The sequence below is a fragment of the Streptomyces sp. CNZ301 genome (assembly GCF_004217425.1).
The window spans coordinates 3,028,955-3,041,866 of sequence record NZ_SHLG01000001.1 but is presented as its reverse complement, the minus strand read 5'-3'; the positions used below and the strand labels follow the sequence as shown (position 1 = coordinate 3,041,866).

Below are 12,912 nucleotides of genomic sequence, written 5' to 3'. Positions count from 1 at the left end.
GCATGAAGAGGAGCAGGGAAGCTGAAGTGACCACTGGAACCGACTCGACCGCGGGTTCCGGCGCCGGCACCCGCGACACCACCGCGACCGCCGCCCCGGCCGGCACCGCCTCGGGGACGCACACGGACACGGACACCGCCACGGACCGCCCGATCACCCTGACCCCCACCGGCGGCATCGACCGTGCCGCCCACCACCGCATCGACGAGGCGTGGCTGGCGGCCGCCTGGAGCCACCCGACGACGCGGTGCTTCGTCGTCTCCGGCGGCCAGGCGCTGATCGAGGACGACGACGAGGGCAGCACCGAGCTGGTGATGATGCCGTCGTTCGACGCGCCCTTCACCGAGGCCCACCGGTACTTCCTCGGCGTCGACGAGGAGGGGGTCCGCTACTTCGCCCTCCAGAAGGACTCGCTGCCGGGCCGCATGGACGACATCGCGCGGCCCGCCGGGCTCCGGGAGGCGGGCGTGCTGCTCTCCGCCCGTGACGCCGAACTGATGGCGCACGCCGTCGGCTTGGAGAACTGGCAGCGCACACACCGCTTCTGCTCCCGCTGCGGCGAACGCACCGTCATCGCCGCCGCCGGACATCTGCGCCGCTGCCCAGCCTGCGGCGCCGAGCACTACCCGCGCACCGATCCCGCCGTGATCATGCTGGTGACGGACGACAAGGACCGGGCGCTGCTCGGCCGTCAGGTCCACTGGCCCGAGGGCCGCTTCTCGACGCTCGCCGGCTTCGTCGAGCCGGGCGAGTCCCTGGAGGCCGCCGTCATCAGGGAGGTCGCCGAGGAGGCGGGCGTGACGGTCGGCCAGGTCGACTACGTGGCCAGCCAGCCCTGGCCGTTCCCCGCGAGCCTGATGCTGGGCTTCATGGCCCGCGCGACCTCGCCGGAGATCCGTGTGGACGGGGACGAGATCGAGGAGGCCCGCTGGTTCTCCCGGGAAGATCTCAAGGACGCCTTCGCCACTGGCGAGGTGCGGCCGCCCTCCGGCATCTCCATCGCGTCACGTCTGGTGGAGCGCTGGTACGGGGAGCCGCTGCCCCGGCCCGGGCGCTGAGACTCCGGGCCGGGCGGACGGCCAGGTCCTCGGCCGGTCAGACGCCGACCCTCTCCTGGACCTGCGCCAGCGAGGGATTGGTCAGGGTGGACCCGTCGGGGAACAGCACAGTCGGCACGGTCTGATTGCCGTTGTTGGCCTTCTCCACGAAGTCGGCGGACTCCGGGTCGTGTTCGATGTTGATCTCGGTGTACGGGATGCCCGCGCGGTCCATCTGGCCCTTGAGCCGACGGCAGTAGCCGCACCACGTGGTGCTGTACATCGTCACGTTTCCCGTCATCGGTCCTGTTCTCCTTCGTGTCCGTTGGTCACTGTGGAACGTGTGGACGAGCCGGACCATTCCCGGGTCGGGAAGAGCGGACCATTCCATGGCGGGGGAGTCGTGAGTGTCGTATGACGATCCGGCTCCGGCTGTGGACAAGCGTCACGCCCGCCTCGTACGACCTGGCAGCATGGCGGGGTGACAGCAGCAACTGACTCCACTCTCTTCTCCCACGTCGACCAGGACGCGTTCGCGGGCCCGCCGCGCGACGCGGACGCGGTGCTGGAGGGTCTCGACCCGGAGCAGCGTGAAGTGGCGACGGCACTGCACGGTCCCGTGTGCGTGCTGGCCGGCGCGGGCACCGGCAAGACCCGCGCCATCACGCACCGGATCGCGTACGGGGTGCGCGCAGGGATGCTGCCGCCGGCCAGTGTGCTCGCCGTCACGTTCACCAGCAGGGCCGCGGGTGAGATGCGGGGGCGGCTGCGGCAGTTGGGGGCGGAGGGGGTCCAGGCCCGCACGTTCCACTCGGCCGCACTGCGGCAGCTCCAGTTCTTCTGGCCGCGTGCGGTCGGCGGTGAGCTGCCGAGGCTGCTGGAGCGCAAGGTGCAGCTCGTCGCGGAGGCGGCGGCCCGCTGCCGGCTGCGTCTTGACCGCAGTGAACTGCGGGACCTCACCGGTGAGATCGAGTGGTCGAAGGTGACGCAGACGGTTCCCGAGGACTATCCGGCGGTCATCGCCAAGTCGGACCGCGTTCCCCCGCGGGACCCGGCCGAGACGGCACGGGTCTTCGGCCTCTACGAACAGCTGAAGCGCGAACGTTCGGCGATCGACTTCGAGGACGTGCTGCTGCTGACCGTCGGAGTGCTCCAGGACCGGCCGGACATCGCCGAGACGGTCCGCGCCCAGTACCAGCACTTCGTCGTCGACGAATACCAGGACGTCAGCCCGCTTCAGCAGCGGCTTCTCGAGCTGTGGGTCGGTGACCGGGACAGCCTCTGCGTGGTCGGTGACGCCAGCCAGACGATCTACTCCTTCACCGGTGCCACTCCCGACCACCTTCTCGACTTCCGCGTCCGTCACCCCGAAGCCACCGTCGTGAAGCTCGTGCGGGACTACCGCTCGACGCCCCAGGTCGTGCATCTCGCGAACGGTCTGCTCTCCCAGGCGTCGGGCCGCGCGGCCGAACACCGCCTGGAGCTGATCTCGCAGCGCGAGGCCGGGCCCGAACCGGCGTACACGGAGTACGCGGACGAGCCGTCCGAGGCGGAGGGCACCGCCAAACGCATTCGCGCGCTCATCGACTCGGGCGTTCCGGCCAGCCGGATCGCGGTGCTCTACCGCATCAACGCCCAGTCCGAGATCTACGAACAGGCCCTTGTCGACGCGGGTGTGCCCTATCAACTCCGCGGCGCCGAAAGGTTCTTCGAACGTCCCGAGGTCCGTGAGGCAGGCGTGGCGCTGCGCAGCGCCGCCCGGTTCGGCGGCAACGACACCCTGCTGGACGGGGCCGTCGGCCTTCCCTCCCAGGTGCGCGCCGTTCTCAGCGGCAAGGGTTGGACGGACGAGCCGCCGGCGGGCTCGGGCGCCGTCCGTGACCGCTGGGAGTCGTTGATGGCCCTCGTACGGCTGGCCGAGTCCCTTTCGGCCGGCCGTTCCGCCGCGGGCGGGCAGGAGCCGACGCTCTCCGAGTTCGTCGCCGAACTGGACGAGCGGGCCAACGCCCAGCACGCACCGACCGTCGAGGGCGTCACCCTCGCGTCGCTGCACTCGGCCAAGGGGCTCGAATGGGATGCGGTGTTCCTGGTAGGGCTCACCGAGGGCATGATGCCCATCACCCACGCCAAGAGCGACGCCCAGATCGAGGAGGAGCGTCGCCTGCTCTATGTCGGTGTCACCCGGGCCCGTATCCACCTCAACCTCTCCTGGGCGCTGTCGCGTTCGCCCGGCGGCCGTGGCGGACGCCGCCCCAGCAGGTTCCTGAACGGGCTGCGGCCGGGGTCCACGGCCCCAGGGGCGGGGACTTCCGGTGGCCGCGGCGGTGTCGAGCGGGGGAGTGCTTCCGGCAGCCGTGCACGCAAGCGCCGCGGTCCCGTCCGCTGCCGGGTGTGCGGGCGTTCGCTGACGGACCCGGGGGAGATGAAGCTGATGCGGTGCGAGGGCTGTCCCTCGGATCTCGACGAGCAGCTCTACGAGCGGTTGCGCGACTGGCGTTCCGAGCGGGCCAGGCAGCTGGGCCAGCCCGCGTACTGCGTCTTCACCGACAAGACGCTGATGGCGATCGCCGAGACGGTGCCGGACGATGACGCGGCCCTCGTCCGCATCTCCGGTGTGGGCGCCCGGAAGTTGGAGCGTTTCGGGGCGGACGTTCTCGCGCTGTGCGCGGGCGAGGAGTTGGAGCCCGAGACGGGCCAGGCGGGCGGAGAGGCTCTCGAACAGGCCGTGACCGAGGCGGAAGAAGCGCCTCCGGCGTCCTCCTCGAAAACCGTCCCGGAAGCTTTTTCGGAGAGGGCGGAAAAATAGTTTGCGCGCGCTGTCCGGAGCCCCATAGCCTTCCGGACGTGGACAGGGCGGGGGCTTTCCGCTCCAACCCATCCATGCTGTACTGACTCTTGCACGTTCGCGGATCGGCCCCAGCTGATCCCCCGAGTCGCCGAAAGGAGGCGAGCCCAGTGATCGACTTCATTACCACCACCAAGATGACCGACCGCTCGGTCGTCGCCTCTTGCCTGCTCGGCTCCCGGATCGATGGCACGGGTCTGTCCCGCGTCGTCCCCGGCGCCGGCAAGCGACCGGCGACGGCACTCGAGGTAGCGGCAGCAGTGGCGAAGGCCGTGGCCTACGCCTTTGCGCTCGCGGCCGCCCGTGTCGGCAACGGCAGCCAGAAGACGAAGCACAACCCGATGTGGGCCTTCCGTGGGCTCGAACCCTGGAGAGATCCAGCCTGATCGGCGAGATCAGGTCGGCACCTTCCAGGGCCGCGGAACCCACACCGGGATCCGCGGCCCTTCTGTTTGCCCCGCCCGGCCACCAGCCGGGCCGACAACACAACAGACATCAACAGACGAGGAACCCGGCAGTGCACCCCGATACGCACACCCCGTCACCCACGACAGACCTGATGCCGCCTGCTGCCACCACGGAGGATCTCGTGACCGCCCCGCTGATCACGCTCACCGAGCTCGACGAAGCCATCGAGCGGCTCGGTGTGACCGTGCCCTGCCGCTCATACGACCCGGAGGTCTTCTTCGCCGAGGCCCCCGCCGACGTGGAGTACGCCAAGACGCTCTGCCAGACCTGCCCGCTGCGCGAGGCCTGCCTCGCCGGTGCCAAGGACCGCCGCGAGCCCTGGGGCGTCTGGGGAGGCGAGCTGTTCGTCCAGGGCGTGGTTGTGCCCAGGAAGCGTCCGCGTGGCCGTCCCCGTAAGAACCCGGTCACAGCATGAACACCGCCGGCACGATCGACCGCCCGATGACGCGCGATCCCCAGCAGCGTCCCCTTCCGAAGCAGGACCCGACGATGACATCCGACTCCGACATCCCGAACCACCGCGGAATCGACGCGGACTCCTTGCGCCAGAACAGGACCCGACAAATGCAACTCATGCCAGAATCCCTGGCCCGAGCCCATATGAACGACCGTCTGTACGAGGCCGAGTCGGAACGCAGAGCACTGCGTGTCACCTCGGCCCGTCGCCTCCAGCGCCGCGCGGAGCGCGCTTCACTGCGCGCCCGCAGAGCGCTGGCCATGGCGGTCATGCAGTGAACAACCGGGGAGCCGGGGCGCAAGCCCCGGCTCTCGCCGTCTGCGGCGGGAGTGGAATCCCGGTGGCCGGTCCCCGCGAGCCCGCTGCCCCGGGCCGACCGCTGTGGCACGGGCCTGGCGCTCCTGCGGCAGCAACCTCGACCCGGGACTGACGCTGGTGGCTTCAGCTCCGAGCCGTGCCTGACGCCCTGTGTCAGTGGCCGGCCCCTGATTCAGGCAGAGGCCTGCGCGGCAGCCGGCGAGCCCTCCTCGCCGTCTTCGCCGCCCTCCCCGGCCTGGATGGGGTCGACCCGGGCCTCCTCGTGCGCAGTCTCGTCGTCCGCGACGTCCTCGCCCTGGGCGAAGCCCGGCACCCAGGCTTCCATTTCCTCACGCATCCGAACGGTCGCCCCCAGCTGGCACAGCACGCCGATGGTGCTCAGCGTCACCCGGTGTATGAGCAGATACGCCGGGGGCAGATTGAGCTGCTTGCCCAACTGGTGCGCCGGAGAACGGGGATCGGCGATCCGGGCCGCCTGCTCCCGCATCCATCCCCGGTGGAAGTGGAAGCTCTCCGCTCGGGCCGGTTCGATGACGGGCACCAGATAGTCCAGCACCGCTGAGGGCTCCAGCTCGATGGAGTCCTTGACGAAGCCCTCCGTGCAGAGCAGTTCGTAGACGGCGTCGGCCTCACCGTCGATGACCATGCGCAGCGCCGTGCCGATCACGGGCGGCAGCCCTCCCGGGAGCCGGTCCACGGTTCCGAAGTCCATCACGCCGAGCCGCCATTCCCCCTCGCCGTCCTCGGACTGCTCGGCGGGAAGCAGACGGAAGTTCCCCGGGTGCGGATCCGCGTGCAGGAGTCCGGTGCGGGCCGTCCCGGAGCAGAGGAAACGGGCCAGCAACTGCCCCGCACGGTCCCGCTCCTCCTGTGTTCCCTCCGATATGACCTCTGCGAGGGGCACTCCGTCCATCCACTCGGTCACCAGCACTCGCTCGCACTGGTGCACCACGTCCGGGATCACGACGTCCAGGTCCTCGGCGAATTCCTCCGCGTAGAGCTTCTGCGCCTGGGATTCCAGGCCGTAGTCCAGCTCCTCGGTGACCCTGTCCCGCAGTTCGGTGACGAGCGGCTTGATGTCCATGCCGGGTATGAGCGGTCCCAGCATGCGCACGAACCGGCCGAGCTGGGCGAGGTCCGAGACCAGAGCCTCTCCGGCCCCCGGATACTGCACCTTCACCGCGACCTCGCGTCCGTCGTGCCAGACGGCACGGTGGACCTGCCCGATGGACGCGGCCGCCGACGGCATGTCGTCGAACTCCTCGAAGAGCTCGAGCCAGTCCTCACCCATCTGTTCGGCCAGCACCTCGTGGACGGTGCTGGTCGGCATCGGAGGAGCCGCTTCCTGCAGCTTCGTGAGCGTCGCCCTGTAAGGCCCGGCTATCTCTTCGGGCAGCGCCGACTCGAATACCGAGAGCGCCTGCCCGAACTTCATGGCTCCGCCCTTGAGCTCCCCCAGTACCTTGAACAGCTGCTCCGCGGTGCGCTGCTGAAGGTCGTGGCCGACGAGCTCGGCGGACAGACCTCCGATCCGTTTGCCGAGGCCCCACGCGGAGCGTCCGGCGAACCCCAGCGGCAGCGCGGCCAGTTTGGCCGTACGCGTGACTGCCTTACGGGGAAGATCAGACATGGGCCCCTCCAACTTCCAGACGGCTCGGCCTGAGCGCACCGAGAAACGGCGGCCATCAGGCCATTGTGACCTCTTCCATGGCATCCGCCGAGAGCGGGTGATCCGCTGTCACGGAAGCGGCACCACATGGACACTCGGGATGAGCGGAGAGCTGCTCGGTGCTGCCGATGAGGTGCGGCAGCGAGAACCGCATCCGGTATCCGGAGGCGCAGGCCCCGTCACCGTCGAGGAAACTGAGAGCGTAGGAGGCGATGGCCCCCGCGACCACCGTCGCCAGCGCCGAGTCGCAAGCCGGGACCCCCGACCGCCGCCTCGCCGACATGCGCCACTGGCCCACCACCAGCGGCCAGCTCGGTTCCCGCTCCGCTCGTACCCGCAGTATGCAGCCGGCGCAGGGAGAGACTCCGGGTGTGACCAACGGTCCGACGAAGCCGGTGCTCTCCACCACGCCGCCGTACAGATGTGGCGTCCCCGCCCCGACGAATCCTTCTGCGGCGCCGGGGTCCGGAGCGTAGGCGTCGAGGCCGTCACGCGGTGCGAGCACCACGAGCCCCGGAACCGGCCGCGAGCGGGAGCGTGGCCGGGAATCCCATGGCCGCGCACGGGAGACAGCTCTGCGGGCGGCCACGTCGCGCCGCTCTCCGCAGTCGTCCGGGGAGACGGCTCCCGGCGCCGTGTCCCAGGGCTCGACATGTCCGCCGTCCACCACCGAGACCTCTCCCACCCCGGCCGCGGAAAGAGTCGACGCCACGAGGGCGCCGACCCTCCCGGCGCCCCGTACCTGTACGCAGGCCTCCCTGCGTGCCACCAGCTTGCGCAGGCCGTCGCCCGGCCGCCGGTGCACGACGGACAGGGAAGCGAGATCCGGCCGGAGCCGCTCGTGCACCCCGGCCGAAGCCTCGCGGTCCGCCGTGGCGTCGTCGAGCACCCCCGCCGAAGCGAGCCTGTCGACGAGCCGCTCCGTGGTGCCCTCGGGGAGCCCCAGCCGGGTCGCCTCCTCACGCAGCTGCACCAGGGAGCGTGTGCCGTCCATCGACTCCATGAACACAGCCGTCGTGTTGTCCACCGGCCCGAGGAGCACAGCATGGGCGGGCGCGACGCCGTACTGCACCGTCTGCCTGTCCCGCCAGGCACGCCGCAGCGCAGGCTTGATCATCGGATGCATGCTTCTCCCCGTCCTTCGTTCTGCGTGACTCGTCACTGCCACGGACAGCATGCGATCGGCCGGGCAGGCGGCGCCGGAAGTTATCCACAGCCTTGGGCGGCAGTCATATGAAGGGAACGGGTATGGGGCGATTGCCGCGAACCCGTCCGGAGGTGGGACTTCCGCTCCCATCAGCGGGTACGGTCGAGGCGTGTCCGTCGACCCGCTGAACAGCAACGGCCAGCCGGCGGTCGAAGTGCGTCGCAGTGCGCGCCGGAGGCGCACCGTCTCCGCCTACCGCGAGGGCGACCGGACTGTCGTGATGATCCCCGCCCGTATGTCGACGGACGAGGAGCGGCGCTGGGTCGACCTCATGCTCGACAAGCTGGCGGCACAGGAGAGCAAGCGCATGCTCGGCGACGCCGACCTCGCCGAGCGCGCCGCGCGGCTCTCCGAGCAGTACCTGGACGGCCGGGCCAGACCGCACACCGTCCGCTGGGTGACGAATCAGAACACCCGCTGGGGGTCATGCACCCCGGCGGAGGGCAGCATCCGGCTCTCGCACCGGCTGCGCGGCATGCCCGAGTACGTGATCGACTACGTACTCCTGCACGAACTGGCCCATCTGCTGGTGCCGGGGCACGGGTCGCGCTTCTGGCAGCTGCTGGACGCCTACCCCCGCACGGAACGGGCGCGCGGCTTCCTCGAAGGCGTCGTCGCAGCCGACCGGCTGCCCCACCTCCCCGCCGCTCGCGAGGCCCGCGAGGAGTAGGAGCCCGACGGCCGTCCTGCGTCCTCAGCGCGCTCCGTCCCCGACGAGGGCGCGGGCGCACTCGGTGAGCCTCACCACCGACTCGTCGGCGGCCGCCGCCACTTCGTCGTAGCCGTACCAGCGCAGATCCAGCGACTCGTCGCTCACCCGCTCCAGCGCACCCTCGGGGGCCAGCGCCGCGTACTGCACGTCCAAGTGCCAGGCGCACGGCGTGAGATGACGGTCGAGACGCAGCGGACCGCCGGGAAACAGCGTCAGCCCATCGATCCCGGACTCCTCCTGCGCCTCGCGCAGCGCGGCACCGGCCAGCGTGGTGTCCTCCGGCTCGCAGTGGCCGCCCATCTGCAGCCACATCCGCAGCTTCCGGTGCAGCGTCAGCAGGACGCGGCCGCCCGCCGGGTCGACCACGAGCGCGCTCGCCGTGAGGTGACCGTCGGAGCACGCCTTCCACATGGCGTTCTCGTGGGCCCCAAGGAAGGAGAGATACTCACGCCGCAGTTCCTCCTGCCCGTCGTCAGCTCCGGGGGACCACTCCGTCAACGTCCGCGTCGCACTCCCGTGCAGACTCACAGCTTCTTTCCGCCGTCGTCGTCGCCCTCATCGCCCCCGTCTTCGTCGCCGTCGGCACGGGTTTCGCCCTCGTCGCCGCTGTCGTCTCCGGTGCGGCCGGTGCGGCCGCTGCCCGTGTCCTGCGCGGCGGCGTCGCCCAGCAGCGACTCGAGCTCCGAGAAATCGGCGTTCTCGCGGTGGACGAAACCGTCCGGGTCGTCCAGATCGTCAGCCGTCGGCAGCATGTCGGGGTGCGCCCACAGCCCGTCACGCCCGTCCGCGCCGCGCGCGTCCGTCAGCGACGCCCACAGCCGCGCGGCGTCACGGAGCCTGCGCGGACGCAGCTCGAGCCCGATCAGCGTGGCGAAGGTCTGCTCCGCCGGCCCACCGGACGCACGGCGGCGGCGCAGCGTCTCGCGCAGCGCGGAAGCAGAAGGCAGGTGCGGTTCGGCCGCGGCGTGCACGACGGCGTCGACCCAGCCCTCGACCAGTGCCAGAGCGGTCTCCAGACGAGCCTTCGCGGCCCGCTGCTCCGGGGTGTCCTCCGGCTGGAACATGCCCTGCTGCAGGGCCTGCTGGAGCTCCTCCGGGTTCTGCGGATCGAACTGGCCGACGACGTCCTCGAGTTTGGTGGTGTCGACCTTGATCCCGCGTGCATAGCCCTCCACCGCACCGAAGAGGTGGGAGCGCAGCCACGGCACGTGCATGAAAAGCCGCTGGTGAGCGGCTTCCCGCAGCGCCAGGTACAGGCGTACCTCCTCCTGCGGCACGCCGAGCCCCTCACCGAGCGCGGACATGTTCGCGGGAAGGAGTGCGGCCTTGCCGTCCGGGCCCAGCGGAAGTCCGATGTCCGAGGATCCGACCACCTCGCCCGCCAGGACGCCCAGCGCCTGGCCGATCTGCGTACCGAACATGGCGCCGCCCATGGAACGCATCATTCCGAGGAGCGGACCCGCCATGGCCTGCATCTCCTCGGGCAGCACGTCGCCCATCGCCGTGCCGACGCGTTCCGCGACGGGGTCGACGAGGTCCTTCCACACGGGCAGCGTGTTCTCCACCCACTCCGCGCGGCTCCAGGCCTCCGCCGTGGTCGAGCCGGACGGCAGGGACGTCACACCGTCCAGCCACAGGTCGGCCAGACGCACCGCCTCCTCGACGACCGCACGGTCGGCCGGGCCGACGCTGACGTCCTTGGTGCCCGTTCCCTGGCCGCCCTGGGCTGCGGCCGGACCTCCGGCCGCGACGGTCTGGCGGGCGATGTCCTTGGCCATCTCCCAGTTCACGGGGCCGCCCTCGAACGAGAGCATCTGGCCGAGCTTCTGGAAGGCCGCGCCCAGGTCACCCGGGTCCATGCCTCCCTGACCGCCGCCCAGCGAACCGAACATCGCCGCCAGCGGATTGTCCGCGCCGGGCCCGCCGGCACCGCCGCCGAAACCGAAGGGATTCGGAGCGCTGCCCTGGCCGCTCGGGTCGCCCTGGCCGCTCCGGCCCGCGTCGTCGCCCTTCTTCTTGCCCTCGTCCCCGTCTTCGGGCTCCTCAGGAGGTACGCCGAATCCGAATGGGGTGTCACTCACGGGTTTCCTCGGCTCTGTCGTGTGGGTCTCGTGGGTCTTCGTACGGTCGTGCGGGTCTCGCGGGAAGGTGCGCCGGTGCGCCGGCGGTCTGCTCGCGGGGGCCGGTGCGTGGACTACGTTGGTCTGTCTCGACTGGTCGAAGTGGGCCAATCGGGACACGGGCGAGCCTGCTCCGCCATCACAGGCTCCACCTCCAGCCTAGACACGCGTCAGGCAGGATGGAGCTTGCGCACCTCCTACCAGAAACAACCGCTGGAGACGACTGGTGAGTTCCTCCGAAGGCAACGTTCGCGCAGCGCGAACCCCGACCGTCGCCGTCACCGGTGCCGCGTCAGGAGTGGGCGCGCTGCTGACGGAGCGGCTCGCGGCATCGGAGGAGATCAAGAGCGTCGTCGCGCTGGACGAGCGCCGCGGCGAGGTCAGCGAGGCCCAGTGGCACACCCTCGACGTGCGCGATCCGGCCATCGCCGACCGGCTTCGCAACGAGGGCGATCCTGTGGACGTCGTCGTGCACCTCGCCCTCGACCTGGACCTGGAGACGGACCCGACGGCCCGTACCGCTCTCAACGTCCGCGGGACGCAGACCGTGCTGACCGCGGCGGCGGCGGCGGGCGTCCCCCGAGTGATCCTCTGCACGTCGACGATGGTCTACGGAGCCCTGCCGGACAACGACGTTCCGCTCTCGGAGGACGCCGAACTGCGGGCCACCGCCGAGGCCACCGCCGTCGGGGACCTTCTGGAGATCGAACGGCTCGCACGCCGGGCTCCCCGGGCCCACCCGGGGCTCAATGTGACGGTCGTGCGCCCTTCGGTGCTCGTGGGCGCGGGCATGGACACCGCACTGACCCGCTATTTCGAGTCGCCGCGTCTGCTGGTCGTCGCCGACTCCCGCCCCTGCTGGCAGTTCTGCCACGTCGAGGACCTGGTGAGCGCGCTGGAGTTCGCCGTCCTGGAGAAGGCGGACGGCGAGATGGCCGTCGGCTGCGACGGCTGGCTGGAGCAGGAGGAGGTCGAGGAGCTCACCGGCATCCGTCGCATGGAGCTGCCGTCCGCTGTCGCGCTCGGGGCCGCCTCACGGCTGCACCGGCTGGGCCTCACACCCTCCCCGGCGGGCGACCTCGCCTACACGATGCATCCCTGGGTCGTCTCCGGCGCCCGCCTGCACGACGCGGGTTGGCGGCCCCGCTGGACGAACGAGGAGGTCCTCGCGGAGCTGCTGGAGGAGGTCGCGGGCCGTCACACGGTCGCCGGGCGCAGGCTCGGACGCACGGAAGCCGCCACCGCGGCCGGCGCCGGTGCAACCGTGGCACTGCTGGGCACGGCCGCACTGGTGCGCAGGGCCCGCAAGCGCCGCGGCCTGTAGCGGCGGGCGAGGGCGGGGCAGTTCCCTCGGTGCCGGGCGTGGGGCAGCATGAGGCCATGGCGCACAAACACGAGCACCCCGGCGAGCAGGCGGCCCCCGATCCGATCAGGCTGCTGGGCATCCGCGACGCACCGCTGTCCGTCGACGAGGTGTTCAGGGCCGTCGGTGACGACTCGGCGGGCGGCACCGCGCTCTTCGTGGGCACGGTGCGCGATCACGACGGCGGCGCGGACGTCACCCGTCTGGGGTACTCCTCGCATCCCACGGCGGAGGCGGAGCTGCGACGGGTGGCGGAGAAGACCGCGGCCGACTTTCCAGTCCGTGCGCTCGCGGCGGTGCACCGGGTCGGCGAGCTGGCGATCGGCGATCTGGCCGTGGTCGTGGCTGTCTCCTGCCCCCATCGCGCGGAGGCGTTCGCGGCGTGCCATCGTCTCGTCGACGACCTCAAGCGCGAGGTCCCGATCTGGAAGCACCAGACCTTCGCGGACGGTACCGAAGGGTGGGTCGGCGCCTAGGCGTCCTGCTGCGCCCTCGTGGAGGGCCGGTGGCTGGAGGCCGGGTGATGCGTGTGTGAGCCTCTGGACCGACATCTGCACCTGACTCCGTCCACCGCGCGCCTTCTCAGCCGAGGTGCGGACGGCCTTGCGGAGACGCCCTCGGAGCCCGGCCCCGTCGGCGCTCATGCGCGGTGCCCGTCCGTCCGGTGGGGTGGCCGGCGCAGCGGCGTCACCGGGTGAGGCGACCGGGGCACCCAT

The 12,912-nt window shown here is 70.8% G+C and carries 13 protein-coding genes; 8 read left to right on the top strand and 5 right to left on the bottom strand.

All coding sequences use genetic code 11. The features are described from left to right. Positions 1 to 26 precede the first annotated feature (26 nt). The gene (gene nudC, locus EV375_RS12995) at positions 27 to 1,058 is read left to right on the top strand and encodes an NAD(+) diphosphatase (RefSeq protein ID WP_486588453.1); all 1,032 of its coding nucleotides are present in this window, start codon (positions 27 to 29) and stop codon (positions 1,056 to 1,058) included. A 37-nt stretch (positions 1,059 to 1,095) separates the two neighbouring features. On the opposite strand, the gene EV375_RS12990 is transcribed toward nudC, so the two are convergent. Further along, on the bottom strand, positions 1,096 to 1,338 hold the full coding sequence (locus EV375_RS12990; protein ID WP_130299580.1) for a mycoredoxin: 243 nt from the start codon (positions 1,336 to 1,338) through the stop codon (positions 1,096 to 1,098). A 180-nt stretch (positions 1,339 to 1,518) separates the two neighbouring features. On the opposite strand from EV375_RS12990, the gene EV375_RS12985 reads away from it, so the two are divergent. From EV375_RS12985 to EV375_RS12970, 4 genes are all read left to right on the top strand, one after another. After that, a complete protein-coding gene (locus tag EV375_RS12985) occupies positions 1,519 to 3,843 on the top strand; it encodes an ATP-dependent DNA helicase UvrD2 (protein ID WP_130299579.1) in 2,325 nt (774 codons plus the stop codon). A 149-nt stretch (positions 3,844 to 3,992) separates the two neighbouring features. Then, positions 3,993 to 4,268 (top strand): hypothetical protein, encoded by a 276-nt coding sequence (locus tag EV375_RS12980; protein WP_130299578.1) that lies wholly within the window; start codon positions 3,993 to 3,995, stop codon positions 4,266 to 4,268. 131 nt (positions 4,269 to 4,399) lie between these two features. Continuing rightward, positions 4,400 to 4,765, top strand: a complete 366-nt coding sequence (locus EV375_RS12975) for a WhiB family transcriptional regulator (protein WP_130299577.1) — start codon at positions 4,400 to 4,402, stop codon at positions 4,763 to 4,765. Next, positions 4,762 to 5,085 carry a hypothetical protein gene (locus tag EV375_RS12970; RefSeq protein ID WP_055486140.1) on the top strand — a complete coding sequence of 108 codons (324 nt, stop codon included), beginning with the start codon at positions 4,762 to 4,764 and terminating at the stop codon, positions 5,083 to 5,085. Before EV375_RS12975 ends, EV375_RS12970 begins: the two co-directional genes overlap by 4 nt. A gap of 212 nt (positions 5,086 to 5,297) precedes the next feature. On the opposite strand, the gene EV375_RS12965 is transcribed toward EV375_RS12970, so the two are convergent. After that, positions 5,298 to 6,755 (bottom strand): ABC1 kinase family protein, encoded by a 1,458-nt coding sequence (locus EV375_RS12965; protein WP_130299576.1) that lies wholly within the window; start codon positions 6,753 to 6,755, stop codon positions 5,298 to 5,300. 55 nt (positions 6,756 to 6,810) lie between these two features. After that, positions 6,811 to 7,911 carry a ThiF family adenylyltransferase gene (locus tag EV375_RS12960; RefSeq protein WP_486588452.1) on the bottom strand — a complete coding sequence of 367 codons (1,101 nt, stop codon included), beginning with the start codon at positions 7,909 to 7,911 and terminating at the stop codon, positions 6,811 to 6,813. A 199-nt stretch (positions 7,912 to 8,110) separates the two neighbouring features. Between EV375_RS12960 and EV375_RS12955 the strand changes: the two genes are divergently transcribed. Next, positions 8,111 to 8,671 carry a M48 metallopeptidase family protein gene (locus tag EV375_RS12955; RefSeq protein ID WP_486588451.1) on the top strand — a complete coding sequence of 187 codons (561 nt, stop codon included), beginning with the start codon at positions 8,111 to 8,113 and terminating at the stop codon, positions 8,669 to 8,671. 24 nt (positions 8,672 to 8,695) lie between these two features. Here EV375_RS12955 and EV375_RS12950 read toward each other — a convergent pair whose 3' ends face one another. Both EV375_RS12950 and EV375_RS12945 read right to left on the bottom strand, forming a co-directional pair. After that, positions 8,696 to 9,241: an NUDIX hydrolase gene (locus tag EV375_RS12950; protein ID WP_130299573.1), complete on the bottom strand. Its 546-nt coding sequence runs from the start codon at positions 9,239 to 9,241 to the stop codon at positions 8,696 to 8,698. Further along, positions 9,238 to 10,794, bottom strand: coding sequence for a zinc-dependent metalloprotease (locus tag EV375_RS12945; RefSeq protein WP_130299572.1), 1,557 nt, complete (start codon positions 10,792 to 10,794; stop codon positions 9,238 to 9,240). The genes EV375_RS12950 and EV375_RS12945 overlap by 4 nt, the downstream gene beginning before the upstream one ends. Positions 10,795 to 11,059: 265 nt before the next feature. Here EV375_RS12945 and EV375_RS12940 point away from each other — a divergent pair, with 265 nt between their 5' ends. Together EV375_RS12940 and EV375_RS12935 are read left to right on the top strand one after the other, a co-directional pair. Further along, positions 11,060 to 12,157: an SDR family oxidoreductase gene (locus EV375_RS12940; protein WP_130299571.1), complete on the top strand. Its 1,098-nt coding sequence runs from the start codon at positions 11,060 to 11,062 to the stop codon at positions 12,155 to 12,157. Positions 12,158 to 12,213: 56 nt separating this feature from the next. Beyond that, on the top strand, positions 12,214 to 12,672 hold the full coding sequence (locus tag EV375_RS12935) for a molybdopterin synthase catalytic subunit (RefSeq protein ID WP_130299570.1): 459 nt from the start codon (positions 12,214 to 12,216) through the stop codon (positions 12,670 to 12,672). Positions 12,673 to 12,912: the final 240 nt, after the last annotated feature.

What these genes read in the sequence shown, in the direction of transcription:
- EV375_RS12960 (WP_486588452.1), bottom strand. Translation starts at nt 7,911, where the DNA reads ATGATCAAGCCTGCGCTGCGGCGTGCCTGGCGGGACAGGCAGACGGTG.
- EV375_RS12990 (WP_130299580.1), bottom strand. Translation starts at nt 1,338, where the DNA reads ATGACGGGAAACGTGACGATGTACAGCACCACGTGGTGCGGCTACTGC.
- EV375_RS12935 (WP_130299570.1), top strand. Translation starts at nt 12,214, where the DNA reads ATGGCGCACAAACACGAGCACCCCGGCGAGCAGGCGGCCCCCGATCCG.
- EV375_RS12965 (WP_130299576.1), bottom strand. Translation starts at nt 6,755, where the DNA reads ATGTCTGATCTTCCCCGTAAGGCAGTCACGCGTACGGCCAAACTGGCC.
- EV375_RS12970 (WP_055486140.1), top strand. Translation starts at nt 4,762, where the DNA reads ATGAACACCGCCGGCACGATCGACCGCCCGATGACGCGCGATCCCCAG.